We start from the raw sequence: 14,697 nt of genomic DNA, 5'->3' as shown, positions 1-14,697 counted from the left end.
AATGATAGGTCAAAAGGCCTTCAGATAGAAGGGTTGTAGGGGTTGGCTTTGTTGCTGGGTGGATTTTTAAAGCGCTTATGGACCCAGTAGTATTCGGCAGGGCGAAGACGAATTTCTTTTTCAAAATATTGGTTAAGGCGAGCGGTATCTGCTTTTGGATCTGATCCTGGAAAATTTTCTAAAGGCTCGCTGATTTGGCAAATATAGCCAGACTCATCAGCTTTCAAGGTGGTGGTCATTAGGCAAACATCAGCCCCAGTAATTTTGGCCATTCGCGAAACTGCTGTGATCGTATTAGTTTCAATGCCAAAAAAAGGAACAAATTCAGAATCTTTTGTGCCGAGATCGATATCTGGGGCAATGATGATGAAATCACCATTACGAATCTCCCGAATAATTTCTTTCGAGTTTCCTTGGCGGTCAATTGAGTTACCGCCAAAGCGATTTCGCCATTCAATAATTTTTTGATTAAAAAATGGACTTTTCATTCTCTGAAAAAATCCAGAAGTCCGCGGCCAGTGGTTTTGCTTTGCTAAAGCGCTCAAAATAATGCTGCCTTCAATCCCGGTGAAATGCATATTGACTAGAATGCGAGGCTTTTTATTCTCGAGATCCACGGCAGATTTAACCTCAATCATATTACTTAGCTGCTCCTGGCTTCCTAGCCAAATAATGCTTTTTTCAACCAAGCTGCGACCAAGTAATCGCCAGTGTTGCTTGCTCAGAAGATCAATTTCAGTTGCATTTAATTCAGGAAAACATAAATGCAGATTGGTTTTTACTACCCGATTTCGATCTCCCGGAATGCGTGCAGCAATATAGCCCAAGCCATAGCCAATCGACACTAGAAGCCCATAAGGCAATAGGGAGAGAAGCTTAAGAACAGTAACTACTGCGTGATTAGAAAAGGATTTGAGCAAATGCGATTTACTCAGAGTCGTAGCGGGTTAAGGTTTTTTTGTAACGAATGCCCATTTCCTCAATGGAACTACAAGACATTCCCAAATCTTTTACGAGACCTGTATCGAGGCGGTATGTCCAGCCATGTACCGTGAGATCTTGGCCACGGCTCCAGGCATCTTGAACAATAGTGGTTTCGCAGACGTTCACTACTTGCTCAATCACATTTAATTCACATAAGCGATCTTGACGCTTTGGCGTTGGCAAGACCTCTCCTAAATAGCGCTCATGCTTTTGGTGAACGTCTTTTACATGGCGCAACCAATTATCAGCAAGCCCTATGCGGCGATCACTCAATGCAGCATGCACACCCGCACAACCATAGTGACCGACGACCAAAATATGTTTAACTTTAAGCAAATCAATAGCGAACTGAATCACAGATAAGCAATTTAAGTCGGTATGTACAACAACGTTAGCCACATTGCGATGAACAAATAGTTCGCCTGGCAAAAGGTCAACAATTTCATTTGCTGGGACGCGACTATCGGCACAACCAATCCAGAGGTATTCTGGAGCTTGTTGATTCACTAAACGCTTAAAGAATTCAGGGTCTTTGGCGACCATGCCTTCGGCCCAGTCGCGATTGTTTGCAAATAGGTGGTCTAGCGTTTTAGAGCTCTTCATAATCATGGTTTAAGTTTAAAGTACTTTAATGACGCCTAATTGGTTAAAACAAACCCCAAACGGAATTACTCTCAGTTTGCATTGCCAGCCAGGTGCAAAAATTACCAAAGTAGTTGGCCTACATGACGGTTGTCTGAAAATCTCTTTGCAGGCCCCTGCCTCAGAAAATAAGGCGAATGAGCTTCTATTGGCCTGGCTTTCGAAACAATTAAAAGTTCCCCAAAAGCAGATTCAGTTCATTTCTGGACAAAATAGCCGAAAGAAGCGGGTAGAGGTCTGGGGCCCTATTAGTCCCGAGCAAATTGTTCAAGCGCTTAAGCCCTAAATTTTTGGAAGATCACCAACTTTTGCCACTGAAATATAGAAAATGACTGAGTCTCAAAAAATCTAAAAGATGGATTTCTAGTTTTTTAGTGGAACGATTAAATCTGGTGTAACTACTAATGTTTATTTATCGACAAGCTCTCGGTTGGCTATTTCTTGAGGGAGGATCCTCATATACTTGATAGGAATAGCTTTTGTTGCCCAGTTAGGGTTTATGTGGACATTGATCAAGGATGATCGTATGAATAGGTTTACAAAGTGGCTCTTAAGCCTTGTTTTAATTGGCCTAGCGGGTATTTCAGTATACACATGGGCAATGCTGACTTGGAGCTATGGAAATGGCGAACGAGCAGGATATGTTCAAAAATTCTCCAATCGTGGTTATATTTGCAAGACCTGGGAGGGAGAGCTGGCGATGGTTTCGATGCCTGGCACCATGTCAGAAAAATTCCTCTTTACAGTGCGTGAAGATGCTGTGGCGGAAAAAATAAATGCTAATTTGGGCAAAAAGGTAGCACTAAAATATCAACAGCATATTGGCCTACCTACAAACTGTTTTGGGGATACAGAGTATTTTGTCTCCGATATAGTGGTTTTGGATGAGTAATTTGTAGTGGTAGTAAAAAATTGCTGTATCGCAGCTTTATTTTTGTAATTTTTTGTGGTTAAAATCATGTAAGCGTAATGTGCGCTGACATCAATATCTATAAGGAGCTTCACTTGAACAAAGCCGAACTAATCGCAGCGATTGCTGACGACGCGGAGATCTCTAAAGCAAAAGCTGAATTCGCATTGAATTCAGCAATTGAGAACATCATCAAAGCTGTTACCAAGGGCGATTCAGTGCAACTGATCGGTTTCGGTACATTTGCATCTGGCAAACGTGCTGCACGTATGGGCCGTAACCCAAAAACTGGCGAGCCACTCAAAATTGCTGCTGCAAAAACTGTTAAGTTTTCTGCTGGTAAAGCATTTAAAGATTCAGTTAACAAGCGTAAGAAGTAATTTTTACTCTGTTGGTAAAAAGCCCGGCATGCCGGGCTTTTTTATTTTCTCAAGATTTAACTACTTCATTAACTTTGTACCAGTCGACGATGGCGATGAATGCTCATCAATATGCCCGCACCAAATCCAAGGGTAACCAAAGCGGTACCACCATAACTAATAAATGGCAGAGGAACTCCAACAACGGGAAGTAGGCCGCTGACCATGCCAATGTTCACAAATGCATAGGTAAAGAAAATGAGTGTTACCGCTGCGCCTAATAAGCGGGTAAACAAGTTTGGCCCACTCGCTGAGATTGCCAAGCCTCTTTTGATCAGGGCAAAGAAAAGCCCAATCAATATCAGATTGCCAAGCAAGCCAAACTCTTCTGAAAAGACTGCAAATATAAAGTCAGTATGTTTTTCTGGAATGAACTCCAAATGCGCTTGTGTTCCCTGAAACCAACCCTTGCCAAAAAATCCACCCGAGCCAATGGCAATCATGGATTGAATCGTGTGAAAGCCTTTACCTAATGGATCGCTAGTTGGATCAAGTAAGGTACAAACACGATGCTTTTGATAGTTGTGTACGAGTGGCCAAGTCACATCATGTGCACAAATTGTGCTGCCAAAAATAATGATCAGCAGAATCCCTACAACACCAATCCCCACAAAAGGCAAAATCCACTTCCATGGTAGCCCCGCCAAAATAATTACATATAAGCCAGCTGCAAATACTAGAAGGGCTGTACCTAAGTCGGGTTGACGTGCAATCAGAAAAACCGGAATCACTAGAATGATTCCCGCTACCGCATAGTCCCAACCTTTCTGAATCCCCTCACGCTTTTGAAAGTACCACGCCAACATGAGTGGCATTGCAATCTTCATAAGCTCGGAGGGTTGAATAACGATGCCAATATTTAACCAACGACGTGCACCTTTTTTGATTAGGCCAAATACAGCCACTGCAATCAGTAATGCAATACCAAATCCATAAACCCAAACAGCACCCGTTTCTAGCCACTTAGGTGGTATGCGCGAAACAACCCACATTACTAAGAACGACAGCGCAAGATTGCGTAACTCATCTGCGATTTGAACTGGTGTATTTTGACTTGCAGATAGGAAGGTAAAAAAGCCAATACCCGCTAAGCCAAGCAAAATAAGGCCTAGCTGGCGGTCAAGACCAGCAAATAGGCTGAAGAAAAAACTTTTAATTTTAATTAAGGGGCTCTTTTCCATTCGGGAATCTCCTTAGGCCACTTGCCCTCAATGTAGTAATCCAACGCTCTTCGTGCAATCGGCGCTGCATGTTGAGCACCAAAGCCTGCGTTTTCAACCACCATTGCAATCACGATAGTGGGTTTGTCTGCAGGAGCAAATGCAATATATAAAGCATGATCTCGTAAGAACTCTGCTGTAGAGCTGTGTTTATATTCTTTCGAATTCAAGCTAAAGACTTGGGCGGTACCGGTCTTACCCCCGGCAACGTATCCTGCGCCCTTAAAAGCTGCTGTAGATGTTCCAGAAATATTTACCTCAACCATCGATTTTTTGATGAACTCAATATTTTCTGGTTTCAGGTCAATGCGATAGCTTTCTTTCGGCGTAGTTAATACTCTGTTGCGAGTAAAAGGATCTTCAATTGCTTTTACCAAGTGGGGCTTCATCACAATACCGTTATTCGCTAGGTTTGCCATTCCGTGCGCTAATTGCAAAATGGTGAAAGCGTTATAACCTTGGCCAATGCCCAATGAAATCGTTTCGCCTTCGTACCATTTTTGCTGCTCTGGTTTCTTGAAGGTATTTTTCTTCCATTCCGTTGACGGTAGTACGCCTCTAGATTCACCTTGTAAATCAATGCCAGTGATTTGTCCAAAGCCAAAAGGCTTCATAAAGTCATGCATCATGTTGACGCCCATATCGCGAGCAAGCAGGTAGTAATACGTGTCACAAGAGTCAACGATTGACTTTTGCATATCAACAATACCGTGACCACCTTTTTTGTCATCCCGGAAGGTGTGATTACCAAACTCAAAATAACCTGGATCAGAAATGGTTTGAGAAGGTGTACGCTTCTGAAGCTCTAAAGCAGCAAGGGCCATAAAAGGTTTATAGGTTGATCCCGGTGGATAAATGCCTTTAAGCGGTCTGTTATAGAGTGGCTTTTGTGGCGATTCATTCAATTCTTTCCACGTCACTGAATCAATGCCCTCAACAAAGTCATTTGGGTTGAAGTTGGGTTTCGATACGAAGGCCAAGATGTCACCAGTCTCTGGCTCGATCGCAACAAATGCCCCGCGAAAATTACCATACAGTTGCTCAACTAAATATTGCAATTTGATATCAACAGAGAGCACTACATTTTTGCCGGGGACGGAAGGTGAACTAGAGAGAGTGCGTACAGGTTTTCCGCCTGCAGTAATTTCTACTTGATCGTAGCCTGGTACACCGCGCAATACACTTTCATAGCTTTGCTCTAAACCAATCTTGCCAACGTATTGAATACCTGGCAAAAAAGAGGCCTGCAAAGCATCGGGATCGTTGCCTTTGGCGCCCTCGATTTCTGCCTGCATGCGCTCCTTATCCTTTTGGGAAACACGACCAATGTAGCCAATCAGGTGGGAGGCTAGCTCGTTATAGGGATACTCCCGAAAGCTTCTAGCGCGGATTTCTACCCCAGGAAACCGGTAGCGATTAGCCATAAAACGGGCAGTTTCAGCTTCATTGAGCATGGAGCGCAAGGGGAAAGTGCCCATATTTCTTGAATCTTCCAAGGAGCGCTTAAAATTGCGGCGATCTCTAGGAGAAATATCAATAATCTCAGAAAGTTCATTGATGAGCTGATCAACATTGCCTTTAACTTCTTCGGCATTGACGTCTAGCGTGAGTGCAGAGTAGTTTCGGCCAATCACGATGCCATTGCGATCAATCAGAAGGCCGCGATTTGCTGGTGCCGGGACTAGCGCGATGCGATTGCTTTCTGCGAGCAAGGCATATTTGCCATGGCTTACAAGTTGAAGCCAGACTAAACGAGTCACTAAAAGCAAGAAACAAAAAGTGACGAACAAGGTCGCAATATGGATGCGCTCTTGAAATGAGTCGAGGTCAGGCTTTTTAAAAGAAACCATGCAGCTTCTTAGAGTGGGCGATTGTGATCGACGTCAATTGGGCGACGTTGAGGCGCCAATAATACGCGAGTTGCCAGTGGCCAAAGCATTGCTTCAATGACAGCTTGAATGGCGCCGGTGAGGGCCCACCAATAGAGCTCTCCGCTGAGTAGCCAATGAACTAACAGTGGAAATAAAGACACAAGCAAAAAGATCGGCAAGAGGTGCAGGGCCTGAGATAGAACGGTAAGCGCCACAATGCGTCGGTGCCAAGAGATTGCCAGGTATGCCACTAGTGAATAGCTAAATGCGTGTAGACCCAAAATATCAGAGTTATGGACGTCCATCATGAGCCCGAGTATGAAAGCCCAGATGACACTAACGTAGCGATGCTGATGAATATTCCAAAACACAATACAAAGAATTAACCAGTCCGGTACCCAGCCATAGTTTCCGATTGGCAAAAGATTTAGTAACAGTGCACAAAACAGACTGAAATAAATGAAGACCGGATTTACCGGACGCAATATGTAGCCGCTTTGGAAATCAATCATTGCATTCCTCGCGCGCGAGTTTGGCGTCTACCAGGCGTATTTGTCAAAGGCTGACCATTAACTGATTTGTTGTTAATCGTTGGCGCTTTAGCATCAAACTGTGGGTCGTATAAAAAAGCTAAGGCTTGGCGATATCGATTAACTGCTGCCACCGGTACACAAAATACATTGGAAGAATTCTTATCGGCGTTGCGCTCAATTTTGCTAATAACCGCAACTGCAAAGCCTGGTGGGTATACGCCATCAATGCCGGAGGTAATCAAAATATCGCCAACCTCTAAATCGCTGGCTACTGGTAAGTAGCGCAGCTCCAGGGGGTTGCCTCGTCCAGCTCCAAAAACGGCAGCACGCAAGCCATTACGGGCAACCTGGACTGGAACCGCAAAGTCACGATCCTCCAGCAGGGAAACCTCAGCAGAGCGTTCATACAGGCGCACAACCTGGCCCAATATCCCAGAATCATTAGCGATTGGATTGCCCAGCTTGAGGCCGTCATTAGTACCGCGATTAATCACAATGCGTTGTGAAATCGGATTGGGAGGATTAAAGAGAATCTCGACAGGTAATGTTTTGAAGGGCACCTGTTTTTGCAGCGCCATCAAATCACGCAAATTTTGATTTTCTACCATCAAAAATTCAGACTGATTTGCTAACAGAGAGAGCTCTGCTTGCCGCACCTTCATCGTTTGGTTTTCTTGATCAAGCGTGGACCGAGTCGTGAAATATTCTGATCCTGCTTCAAAAATATTCCGTGGCGCCATCATGACATATTCAAGAGGACGCAAAACCCAATTGATATTGTTGCGAATTGGATCGAGTGCTTTAAAACGAAAATCGATCAGCATCAGAGCGATGCTGATCGACAGACAGACAATCAGTTTGAGTAAGGCCGGAATGCCCTGTCTGAAAAGTGGTGGAGCGCTATGTTGCAATTCCCTGATCGACGTGTATGTCGCTTACTCGTGCGAGAACACTCCGCCTAACTTATCCATGCGCTCCAGTGCGATACCGCAACCGCGAGCCACGCAAGTTAATGGATCTTCTGCTACATGAATTGGCAAACCAGTTTCTTCTAGCAAGAGGCGGTCAAGGTCACGCAATAAGGCGCCGCCGCCCGTTAGCATCATGCCGCGCTCAGCAATATCAGAGGCCAACTCAGGTGGAATCTGCTCGAGAGCTGCTTTAACAGCGGTCACGATTTGATTCAAAGGGTCTGTTAAAGCTTCCAAAATTTCATTGCTGGTTACTGTGAAGCTGCGTGGAATACCTTCTGAAAGATTGCGTCCTTTGACTTCCATCTCGCGCACTTCAGCGCCGGGAAAAGCAGAACCAATGGTTTTCTTGATCAACTCAGCAGTTTGCTCACCAATCAACATGCCGTAGTTACGACGAATGTAGTTGGTAATCGCTTCATCAAACTTATCGCCACCAACGCGAACAGACCCTTTGTAAACCATGCCGCCCAATGACATCACACCAACTTCAGTTGTACCGCCACCGATGTCAACCACCATTGAACCTGCAGCTTCAGAAACTGGTAGGCCAGACCCGATTGCAGCCGCCATTGGCTCTTCAATCAAAAATACTTGTGATGCACCAGCACCCAATGCAGATTCACGAATTGCGCGACGCTCAACTTGAGTGGATCCACAAGGAACACAAATGATGATGCGTGGACTTGGCTTTAATAATTTACTTTCATGCACGAGCTTGATAAATTGCTTGAGCATTTGTTCGGTGATGGTGAAGTCGGCAATAACGCCATCTTTCATCGGGCGAATTGCCTCAATATTTCCTGGAACGCGACCCAACATCGCTTTTGCCTCTTTTCCGACGGCCAAAATGGTCTTTTTGCCATTTGGACCACCTTCTTGGCGAATTGCCACAACCGAGGGTTCATCGAGGACAATACCCCGCTCACGCATATAAATTAAGGTGTTGGCGGTTCCTAGGTCGATGGCTAGGTCATTGGAAAAGTAGCTGCGGAAAAAACCAAACATGATGTAGTGGGAAAATAGAAGTTGTTAATAAAAATATATAGGAATGATACTCTAGCGCCCCATGAATCTTGATGATGTCCAGCGCATTGCGCACCTTTCTAGGCTTGAGTTAAATCAGGCAGAAGCCGAGGCTGTTTTGCCTCAATTACAGGCTATTTTTTCTCTCGTCGAGGAAATGCAGGCTGTTGATACCACTGGGTTAGAGCCACTTGCTCACCCTATTCTATTTCTGCGTGATTTGGCTCAGCCCATGCGCGTTGACCAAGTGAGTGAGTCCGATCACCGCGCTGAGAACATGCAGTCTGCTCCAGCTCAACAGGATGGTTACTTCCTAGTGCCGAGGGTGATTGAATGAGTTGGCATAACGCTCCCATTACGCTTATGGCAAAAGCCTTAGCTGCTAAGGAGGTCTCTAGCACTGAATTAACCCAGTACTTTTTAGACCGTATTGAGGCTGGAAAGCAGTGGAATGCATATCTTGATGTGAATGCTCACTTAAGCTTAGAGCAAGCATTTAAAGCAGATAAATTAATTTCTGCTGGTAAAGCTGGCAAATTGACCGGCATTCCAGTTGCCCATAAGGACGTCTTCGTTACCCGCGGTTGGAAGTCGACTGCTGCCTCCAAAATCTTGGCTGGATATCAGAGTCCTTTCGATGCAACGGTTGTCTCCAATTTGGGAATCCCAGATGAAAACAACCCCCATGGTGCTGGTATGGTCTGCCTTGGTAAGACCAATATGGATGAATTTGCCATGGGCTCTTCCAATGAAAACTCTGCCTATGGCCCAGTTTTAAATCCTTGGAATGCCGCTTATGTGGCTGGTGGTTCTTCTGGCGGTTCTGCTGCTGCGGTTGCTGCCGGCTTAGCTCCGATTGCCACCGGCACCGATACTGGCGGCTCAATTCGCCAACCAGCGGCATTTTGTGGCCTAACCGGAATTAAGCCTAGTTATGGACGGGTATCGCGTTACGGCATGATTGCTTACGCCTCTTCGCTTGATCAAGCTGGCCCCATGGGTAAATCAGCAGAGGACTGCGCTTTAGTTCTCTCCGCAATGTCATCACATGATCAGCGTGACTCAACTTCTCTTGCGGACTCCGGTGAGGACTATGGTCGCTATCTCAATCAGAGTTGGCAAGAAGCCAGCACAAATCCTACTAAACCATTAGAGGGATTGCGTATTGGTTTGCCTAAAGAATTTTTTGCTGACGGTTTAGCGAGTGATGTTGCTAAGTCAGTCAATGAAGCAGCAAAGACTTTAGAAGGATTGGGCGCGAAGTTGGTTGAGGTGAGCTTACCTAAAACTAAGTTATCTATTCCGGTGTATTACGTATTGGCACCAGCGGAAGCCTCAAGTAACTTGAGTCGCTTTGATGGTGTGCGTTATGGCCATCGTGCTAGTGAGTACAAAGATTTGGGCGACATGTATCAGAAGTCACGTACTGAAGGTTTTGGTGCTGAAGTAAGGCGTCGCATTTTGATTGGCACTTATGTCTTGTGTCACGGTTATTACGATGCTTACTATTTGCAGGCACAAAAAATTCGTCGCATTATTGCAGCGGATTTTCAAGCGGCTTTTAAAGAGTGTGATGTCATTCTAGGGCCTGTTGCGCCAGATGTGGCATGGCGTCTAGGGGAGAAGTCAAAAGACCCAGTTCAAATGTATTTGGAAGATATTTATACACTTTCAACTAATTTAGCAGGCTTGCCAGCAATGAGCGCACCCTGTGGATTTAATGCAAATAATTTACCAATCGGTATGCAGCTAATCGGTAATTACTTTTCTGAGGCGCGCTTATTGCAAGTAGCACATCAATATCAGCAAGCCACCGATTGGCATTTGCGCCAAGCTAGTGGGGTGGCATGATGCAATGGGAAGTCGTCATTGGTCTTGAGACCCACGCGCAGTTACAAACTCAATCTAAAATATTTAGCGGTGCCAGCACGCGCTTTGGTGCAGAACCTAACACTCAAGCATGTGCAGTGGATTTAGCTTTGCCCGGTGTATTACCAGTACTTAATCGCCAGGCAGTTGAACATGCGATTCGTTTTGGATTAGCAGTGGGAGCGAAGATTTCGCCTGCAAGTATTTTTGCGCGCAAGAATTATTTCTATCCAGACCTCCCTAAGGGCTATCAAATTAGCCAAATGGAGATTCCAGTGGTTGTTGGCGGATCTTTAGAAATTCTGGTGGGCGAGGAAGTAAAAGTGGTTGAATTAACTCGCGCCCATATGGAAGAGGATGCCGGTAAATCTGTTCATGAGGAGGGCTTTATTGGCCCTCATGGCGAATCCTCCAGTGGCATCGACTTAAATCGTGCTGGTACTCCACTTTTAGAGATTGTTACAGAGCCGGTTATGCGTAGCGCTGCAGAAGCGGTGGCTTATGCAAAAGCCTTGCATACCCTTGTGGTGTGGTTGGGGGTATGCGACGGCAATATGCAAGAAGGCTCTTTCCGTTGCGATGCCAACGTATCTGTTCGCCCTGTGGGGCAAAAAGAATTTGGTACGCGTTGCGAGATTAAGAACTTAAATTCTTTCCGCTTCTTGGAAGAGGCCATTCAATATGAAGTGCGTCGTCAAATTGAATTGATTGAAGATGGCGGCACCGTTGTTCAAGAGACTCGTCTCTATGATCCGGATCGCGGTGAAACACGCAGTATGCGTAGCAAAGAAGATGCAAACGACTATCGCTATTTTCCGGATCCTGATTTATTACCAGTCGTGATTGATGATGCGTGGATTGCCGAAGTGCGTACTAAGATGCCGGCTCTCCCCACACAATTGCGCGGGCAATGGCAGGCGGATTATGGCTTGAGTGCTTATGACGCGCAATTACTCACACAAGACCGCGATACAGCAAAAGTATTCGAAGAGCTGCTAACCATAGTTGGCAAACCTCTGGCTAAAGCAGCTGCAAACTTCATTGCTGGTGAATTTGCTTCCTCTTTAAATCGTGCCGGAATTGCAACTGCTGATGCACCACTAAAGGCCGAACATTTAGCCCCATTGCTCACTCGCGTGGCAGACGGCACTATCTCCAATAAGATCGCTAAAGATATCTTTGCAATTTTGTGGGATGAGGCTGTTGCCGGTAAGGTAATGAGTACTGTTGATCAAGTCATTGAGGCTAAAGGGCTTAAGCAAATTAGCGATAGCGGTGCTATTGAGGCAATCATTGATCAAGTCCTGGCAGCCAATCAGAAATCGGTTGAAGAGTTCCGCTCTGGTAAAGAAAAAGCATTCAATGCCCTTGTTGGTCAGATTATGAAAGCTTCTCAGGGCAAGGCGAATCCTGGTCAAGTAAACGAACTCCTGCGAAAAAAACTAAGTTAAGAAAGAAATTCATGAGTGCAATAGATCCAAAGCAGGCAGAACAAGAAGAGTTGGTTGCTGAGTGGTTGAGAGCAACCCCTGGCTTCTTCGATCGCTATGCTGATCTCTTTAATGAGATCCGCATCAAGCATCCACATGAAGATCGTGCGATCTCATTGCAAGAGCGTCAGATGACAGTATTGCGAACTCAAAATCAAGAACTCAATCGTCGCCTAAGCGAGATGCTGCACTTTGGTAGCCGTAACGATAAAACTCAACAAAGCTTGGTTGCTTGGTTGCTGCGCTTAATGAAGGCCAACAATAAAGCCGATGCTGAGGGAGCAATTACCTCTGGATTAGCTGAGGTATTTGAGGTTGAGGCTGCTCAATTGTTGTCACCAAATTCTGCGTTTGGCCCATGGGTAGATACACCGCTCTGCGGGTCAGCTAAAGAATTGGCTGCTGCTAGTGTTGCTTTATTGGCGAGCCAAACTACTATTGATCCAAGCTGGCAAAGCATGGTTGCTATTGGTCTACCGCTAGGTAAGAGCATTGGTGCCGTCCAATCACCAGCAGTGCTGCTCTTAGCGAGTAAGGATGAAACGCGTTTCACTGCAGATATGGGAGCTTTCTATTTGCGCCAGATTGCCGAACTAACTGCTGCAGCTCTGGATCGTATCCAGGCTTATGAAATTACAAGCGACTGATCTTCATCCGCTCATGCAAGAGTATTTGCATGAGTTGCACGTATTGCGCCAACTCTCGCCGCATACCCTAAAAGCGTATGGCATGGATCTGAGTGATCTCCAAAATTTTGCTCTTGAAGATTCGATTGATTTACTAAAAGTTAGCAACGGTCATGTGCGTCGTTGGGCTGGTCGTTTACATTCCAAAGGTAAGTCATCTAGAAGTATTGCCAGAGCACTTTCAGCATGGCGTGGTTGGTATGACTGGCTAACAGAAAAGGATGCCAGGCGAGATGCGCGTGCTGGCAAGGTAACCAGTAATCTAGTGGCCAATCCAGTAGATGATGTGAAGGCCCCTAAGCGCTTAAAGTCGCTGCCTAAGGCCTTGTCAGTCGAGCAAGCGCTTTCCTTGGTCAATCAAGCGGTTAAAGAGGCGGAAGAGAAAAAGGATTTGGAATCGATTCGGGATGCAGCCATCATTGATTTACTGTATTCCTCGGGATTACGTCTTTCAGAGTTACTGGGTATTGATGTAATGCAAAGTAAGGATCGTCAAAATGAATCGGCTGGGTGGTTAGATTGGGATGCTGCAGAAGTTACGGTATTGGGTAAGGGTGGTAAGCGCCGCTCTGTGCCTGTCGGCAAACCCGCAATGCGGTCGTTGAATATCTGGCGTCAAATTCGGGGTGCCAGTAGTTTTGCTGAGCAATCGAATGCCCTTTTTCTGTCTGCAACTGGAAAACGCTTATCACCCCGTACTGTCCAAGCCCGCCTTCGTACTTTAGCAATGCGCGCTGGTTTGCCAACTCATGTGCACCCTCATATGATGCGTCACAGCTTTGCTAGCCATGTTTTGCAATCCTCGCAGGACCTGAGGGCAGTGCAAGAGATGTTAGGGCACGCCAGTATTGCCAGCACTCAGATTTATACCTCTTTAGATTTTCAGCACCTCGCTCAGGCATACGATAAAGCGCATCCGCGCGCAAAGGCTGGTAAAGGCTGAGGAACTCGGTAAGATAGTAGGTTTCCCACATTGGGAACGCATTTGTTCTAGATTTTGATTGGATCATTCATGGCATTAATTCCGGTAACTATTTTGACTGGCTTTTTAGGAAGCGGTAAAACGACTTTGCTCAAACATATTCTGACTGAAAATCATGGCAAAAAAATTGCTGTGATTGAAAACGAGTTTGGCGAAGAGAATATTGATAACGACATCTTGGTTCAAGATCACGAAGAAAATATTGTGCAGATGAGTAATGGTTGTATTTGTTGTACCATTCGTGGCGATCTGGTTGAGGCTTTGAATGAGCTGTGGGAGCAACGCAAAGATAAGAAGATCAGTTTTGATCGTGTGGTGATTGAAACAACCGGGGTAGCCAATCCTGGCCCAGTAGCTCAGACCTTCTTTATGGATGACGACGTTGCTGACCATTACGTTTTAGATGCAGTTGTAACCCTGGTGGATGCCAAGCACGGCCCGCATCAGCTAGATGAGCATGAGGAAGCGCAGCGTCAAGTCGGCTTTGCTGACCAGATCTTTATTACCAAGACCGATTTAGTAACGCCAGCTGAAGTTGAGTCCTTACGTAAGCGCCTGATGCATATGAACCCAAGAGCTCCGATTACAGGAATCTCTAAGGGCGTGGTTCCTCTCGATGCAGTTTTTGATCTCAAGGGCTTTAATCTCAATGCAAAGTTAGATATTGACCCTCATTTCTTAGAGCAGGAAGATCATGATCATGAACATTGTGGTCATGATCACAGCCACGACCATGATCACAGTACTTGCGGTCACGACCATAGCCATGATCATCATGGTCATGCGGGGCACACAGATCGTATCCAATCCTTCGTATTTCGTAGTGATAAACCCTTTGATCACAAAAAATTGGAAGACTTCCTAGGAGGCATTCTGGAGGTCTTTGGCGAAAAGATGCTGCGCTATAAAGGCGTGCTCTATGTGAAGGGAAGTAACCGAAAAGTGGTATTCCAGGGGGTTCATCAGATGATGGGTAGCGATATGGCTGGCCCATGGGGTACTGAACCCAAGCAAACCCGGATGGTCTTCATAGGCATTGATTTGCCTAAGGACACCCTACTGGCTGGGCTTGAGGGATGTTTGGTCTAGGAAGA

16 protein-coding genes are annotated in these 14,697 nt (G+C 45.6%); 9 read left to right on the top strand and 7 right to left on the bottom strand.

Features of this window, described 5'->3' with window-relative positions; all coding sequences use genetic code 11:
• Positions 1-20 precede the first annotated feature (20 nt).
• Both B6A14_RS01615 and can read right to left on the bottom strand, forming a co-directional pair.
• A complete protein-coding gene (locus B6A14_RS01615) occupies positions 21-920 on the bottom strand; it encodes an LpxL/LpxP family acyltransferase (RefSeq protein ID WP_087908726.1) in 900 nt (299 codons plus the stop codon).
• A gap of 7 nt (positions 921-927) precedes the next feature.
• On the bottom strand, positions 928-1,593 hold the full coding sequence (gene can / locus B6A14_RS01610) for a carbonate dehydratase (RefSeq protein WP_087908725.1): 666 nt from the start codon (positions 1,591-1,593) through the stop codon (positions 928-930).
• Between the two features lie 22 nt (positions 1,594-1,615).
• On the opposite strand from can, the gene B6A14_RS01605 reads away from it, so the two are divergent.
• The 3 genes from B6A14_RS01605 to B6A14_RS01595 all read left to right on the top strand — a co-directional run bounded on the left by B6A14_RS01605 (position 1,616) and on the right by B6A14_RS01595 (position 2,916).
• Positions 1,616-1,912 (top strand): DUF167 domain-containing protein, encoded by a 297-nt coding sequence (locus B6A14_RS01605; RefSeq protein WP_087908724.1) that lies wholly within the window; start codon positions 1,616-1,618, stop codon positions 1,910-1,912.
• A gap of 240 nt (positions 1,913-2,152) precedes the next feature.
• Positions 2,153-2,518, top strand: coding sequence for a hypothetical protein (locus B6A14_RS01600; RefSeq protein ID WP_087908897.1), 366 nt, complete (start codon positions 2,153-2,155; stop codon positions 2,516-2,518).
• Positions 2,519-2,631: 113 nt separating this feature from the next.
• Positions 2,632-2,916, top strand: coding sequence for an HU family DNA-binding protein (locus B6A14_RS01595; RefSeq protein WP_087908896.1), 285 nt, complete (start codon positions 2,632-2,634; stop codon positions 2,914-2,916).
• Positions 2,917-2,984: 68 nt separating this feature from the next.
• On the opposite strand, the gene rodA is transcribed toward B6A14_RS01595, so the two are convergent.
• Genes rodA through B6A14_RS01570 form a run of 5 tightly spaced genes read right to left on the bottom strand, consistent with a single transcriptional unit; the run spans position 2,985 to position 8,558 of the window.
• Positions 2,985-4,136, bottom strand: a complete 1,152-nt coding sequence (rodA, locus tag B6A14_RS01590) for a rod shape-determining protein RodA (protein ID WP_087908723.1) — start codon at positions 4,134-4,136, stop codon at positions 2,985-2,987.
• On the bottom strand, positions 4,118-6,025 hold the full coding sequence (gene mrdA / locus B6A14_RS01585) for a penicillin-binding protein 2 (protein ID WP_087908722.1): 1,908 nt from the start codon (positions 6,023-6,025) through the stop codon (positions 4,118-4,120). The genes rodA and mrdA overlap by 19 nt, the downstream gene beginning before the upstream one ends.
• A gap of 8 nt (positions 6,026-6,033) precedes the next feature.
• Positions 6,034-6,558, bottom strand: a complete 525-nt coding sequence (gene mreD / locus B6A14_RS01580; protein WP_087908721.1) for a rod shape-determining protein MreD — start codon at positions 6,556-6,558, stop codon at positions 6,034-6,036.
• Complete coding sequence (gene mreC / locus B6A14_RS01575) at positions 6,555-7,490, bottom strand: rod shape-determining protein MreC (protein WP_087908720.1); 936 nt, start codon at positions 7,488-7,490, stop codon at positions 6,555-6,557. Before mreC ends, mreD begins: the two co-directional genes overlap by 4 nt.
• Before the next feature lie 24 nt (positions 7,491-7,514).
• A complete protein-coding gene (locus tag B6A14_RS01570) occupies positions 7,515-8,558 on the bottom strand; it encodes a rod shape-determining protein (RefSeq protein WP_068319852.1) in 1,044 nt (347 codons plus the stop codon).
• A gap of 61 nt (positions 8,559-8,619) precedes the next feature.
• Here B6A14_RS01570 and gatC point away from each other — a divergent pair, with 61 nt between their 5' ends.
• The 6 genes from gatC (at position 8,620) to B6A14_RS01540 (ending at position 14,692) form a co-directional block, all read left to right on the top strand.
• Positions 8,620-8,913 (top strand): Asp-tRNA(Asn)/Glu-tRNA(Gln) amidotransferase subunit GatC, encoded by a 294-nt coding sequence (gatC, locus tag B6A14_RS01565; RefSeq protein ID WP_087908719.1) that lies wholly within the window; start codon positions 8,620-8,622, stop codon positions 8,911-8,913.
• Positions 8,910-10,427, top strand: a complete 1,518-nt coding sequence (gene gatA, locus B6A14_RS01560; protein ID WP_087908718.1) for an Asp-tRNA(Asn)/Glu-tRNA(Gln) amidotransferase subunit GatA — start codon at positions 8,910-8,912, stop codon at positions 10,425-10,427. Before gatC ends, gatA begins: the two co-directional genes overlap by 4 nt.
• Positions 10,427-11,896 carry an Asp-tRNA(Asn)/Glu-tRNA(Gln) amidotransferase subunit GatB gene (gene gatB / locus B6A14_RS01555; protein ID WP_087908895.1) on the top strand — a complete coding sequence of 490 codons (1,470 nt, stop codon included), beginning with the start codon at positions 10,427-10,429 and terminating at the stop codon, positions 11,894-11,896. The genes gatA and gatB overlap by 1 nt, the downstream gene beginning before the upstream one ends.
• Positions 11,897-11,907: 11 nt before the next feature.
• A complete protein-coding gene (locus tag B6A14_RS01550) occupies positions 11,908-12,582 on the top strand; it encodes a DUF484 family protein (protein WP_087908717.1) in 675 nt (224 codons plus the stop codon).
• Positions 12,563-13,564: a tyrosine recombinase XerC gene (locus B6A14_RS01545; RefSeq protein WP_087908716.1), complete on the top strand. Its 1,002-nt coding sequence runs from the start codon at positions 12,563-12,565 to the stop codon at positions 13,562-13,564. Before B6A14_RS01550 ends, B6A14_RS01545 begins: the two co-directional genes overlap by 20 nt.
• 69 nt (positions 13,565-13,633) lie before the next feature.
• A complete protein-coding gene (locus tag B6A14_RS01540; protein ID WP_087908715.1) occupies positions 13,634-14,692 on the top strand; it encodes a CobW family GTP-binding protein in 1,059 nt (352 codons plus the stop codon).
• Positions 14,693-14,697 lie beyond the last annotated feature (5 nt).

Source organism: Polynucleobacter hirudinilacicola (assembly GCF_002192535.1).
In the GTDB taxonomy this organism is placed as follows: Bacteria; Pseudomonadota; Gammaproteobacteria; order Burkholderiales; family Burkholderiaceae; genus Polynucleobacter; species Polynucleobacter hirudinilacicola.
This window is presented reverse-complemented; position numbering and strand designations above follow the sequence as displayed.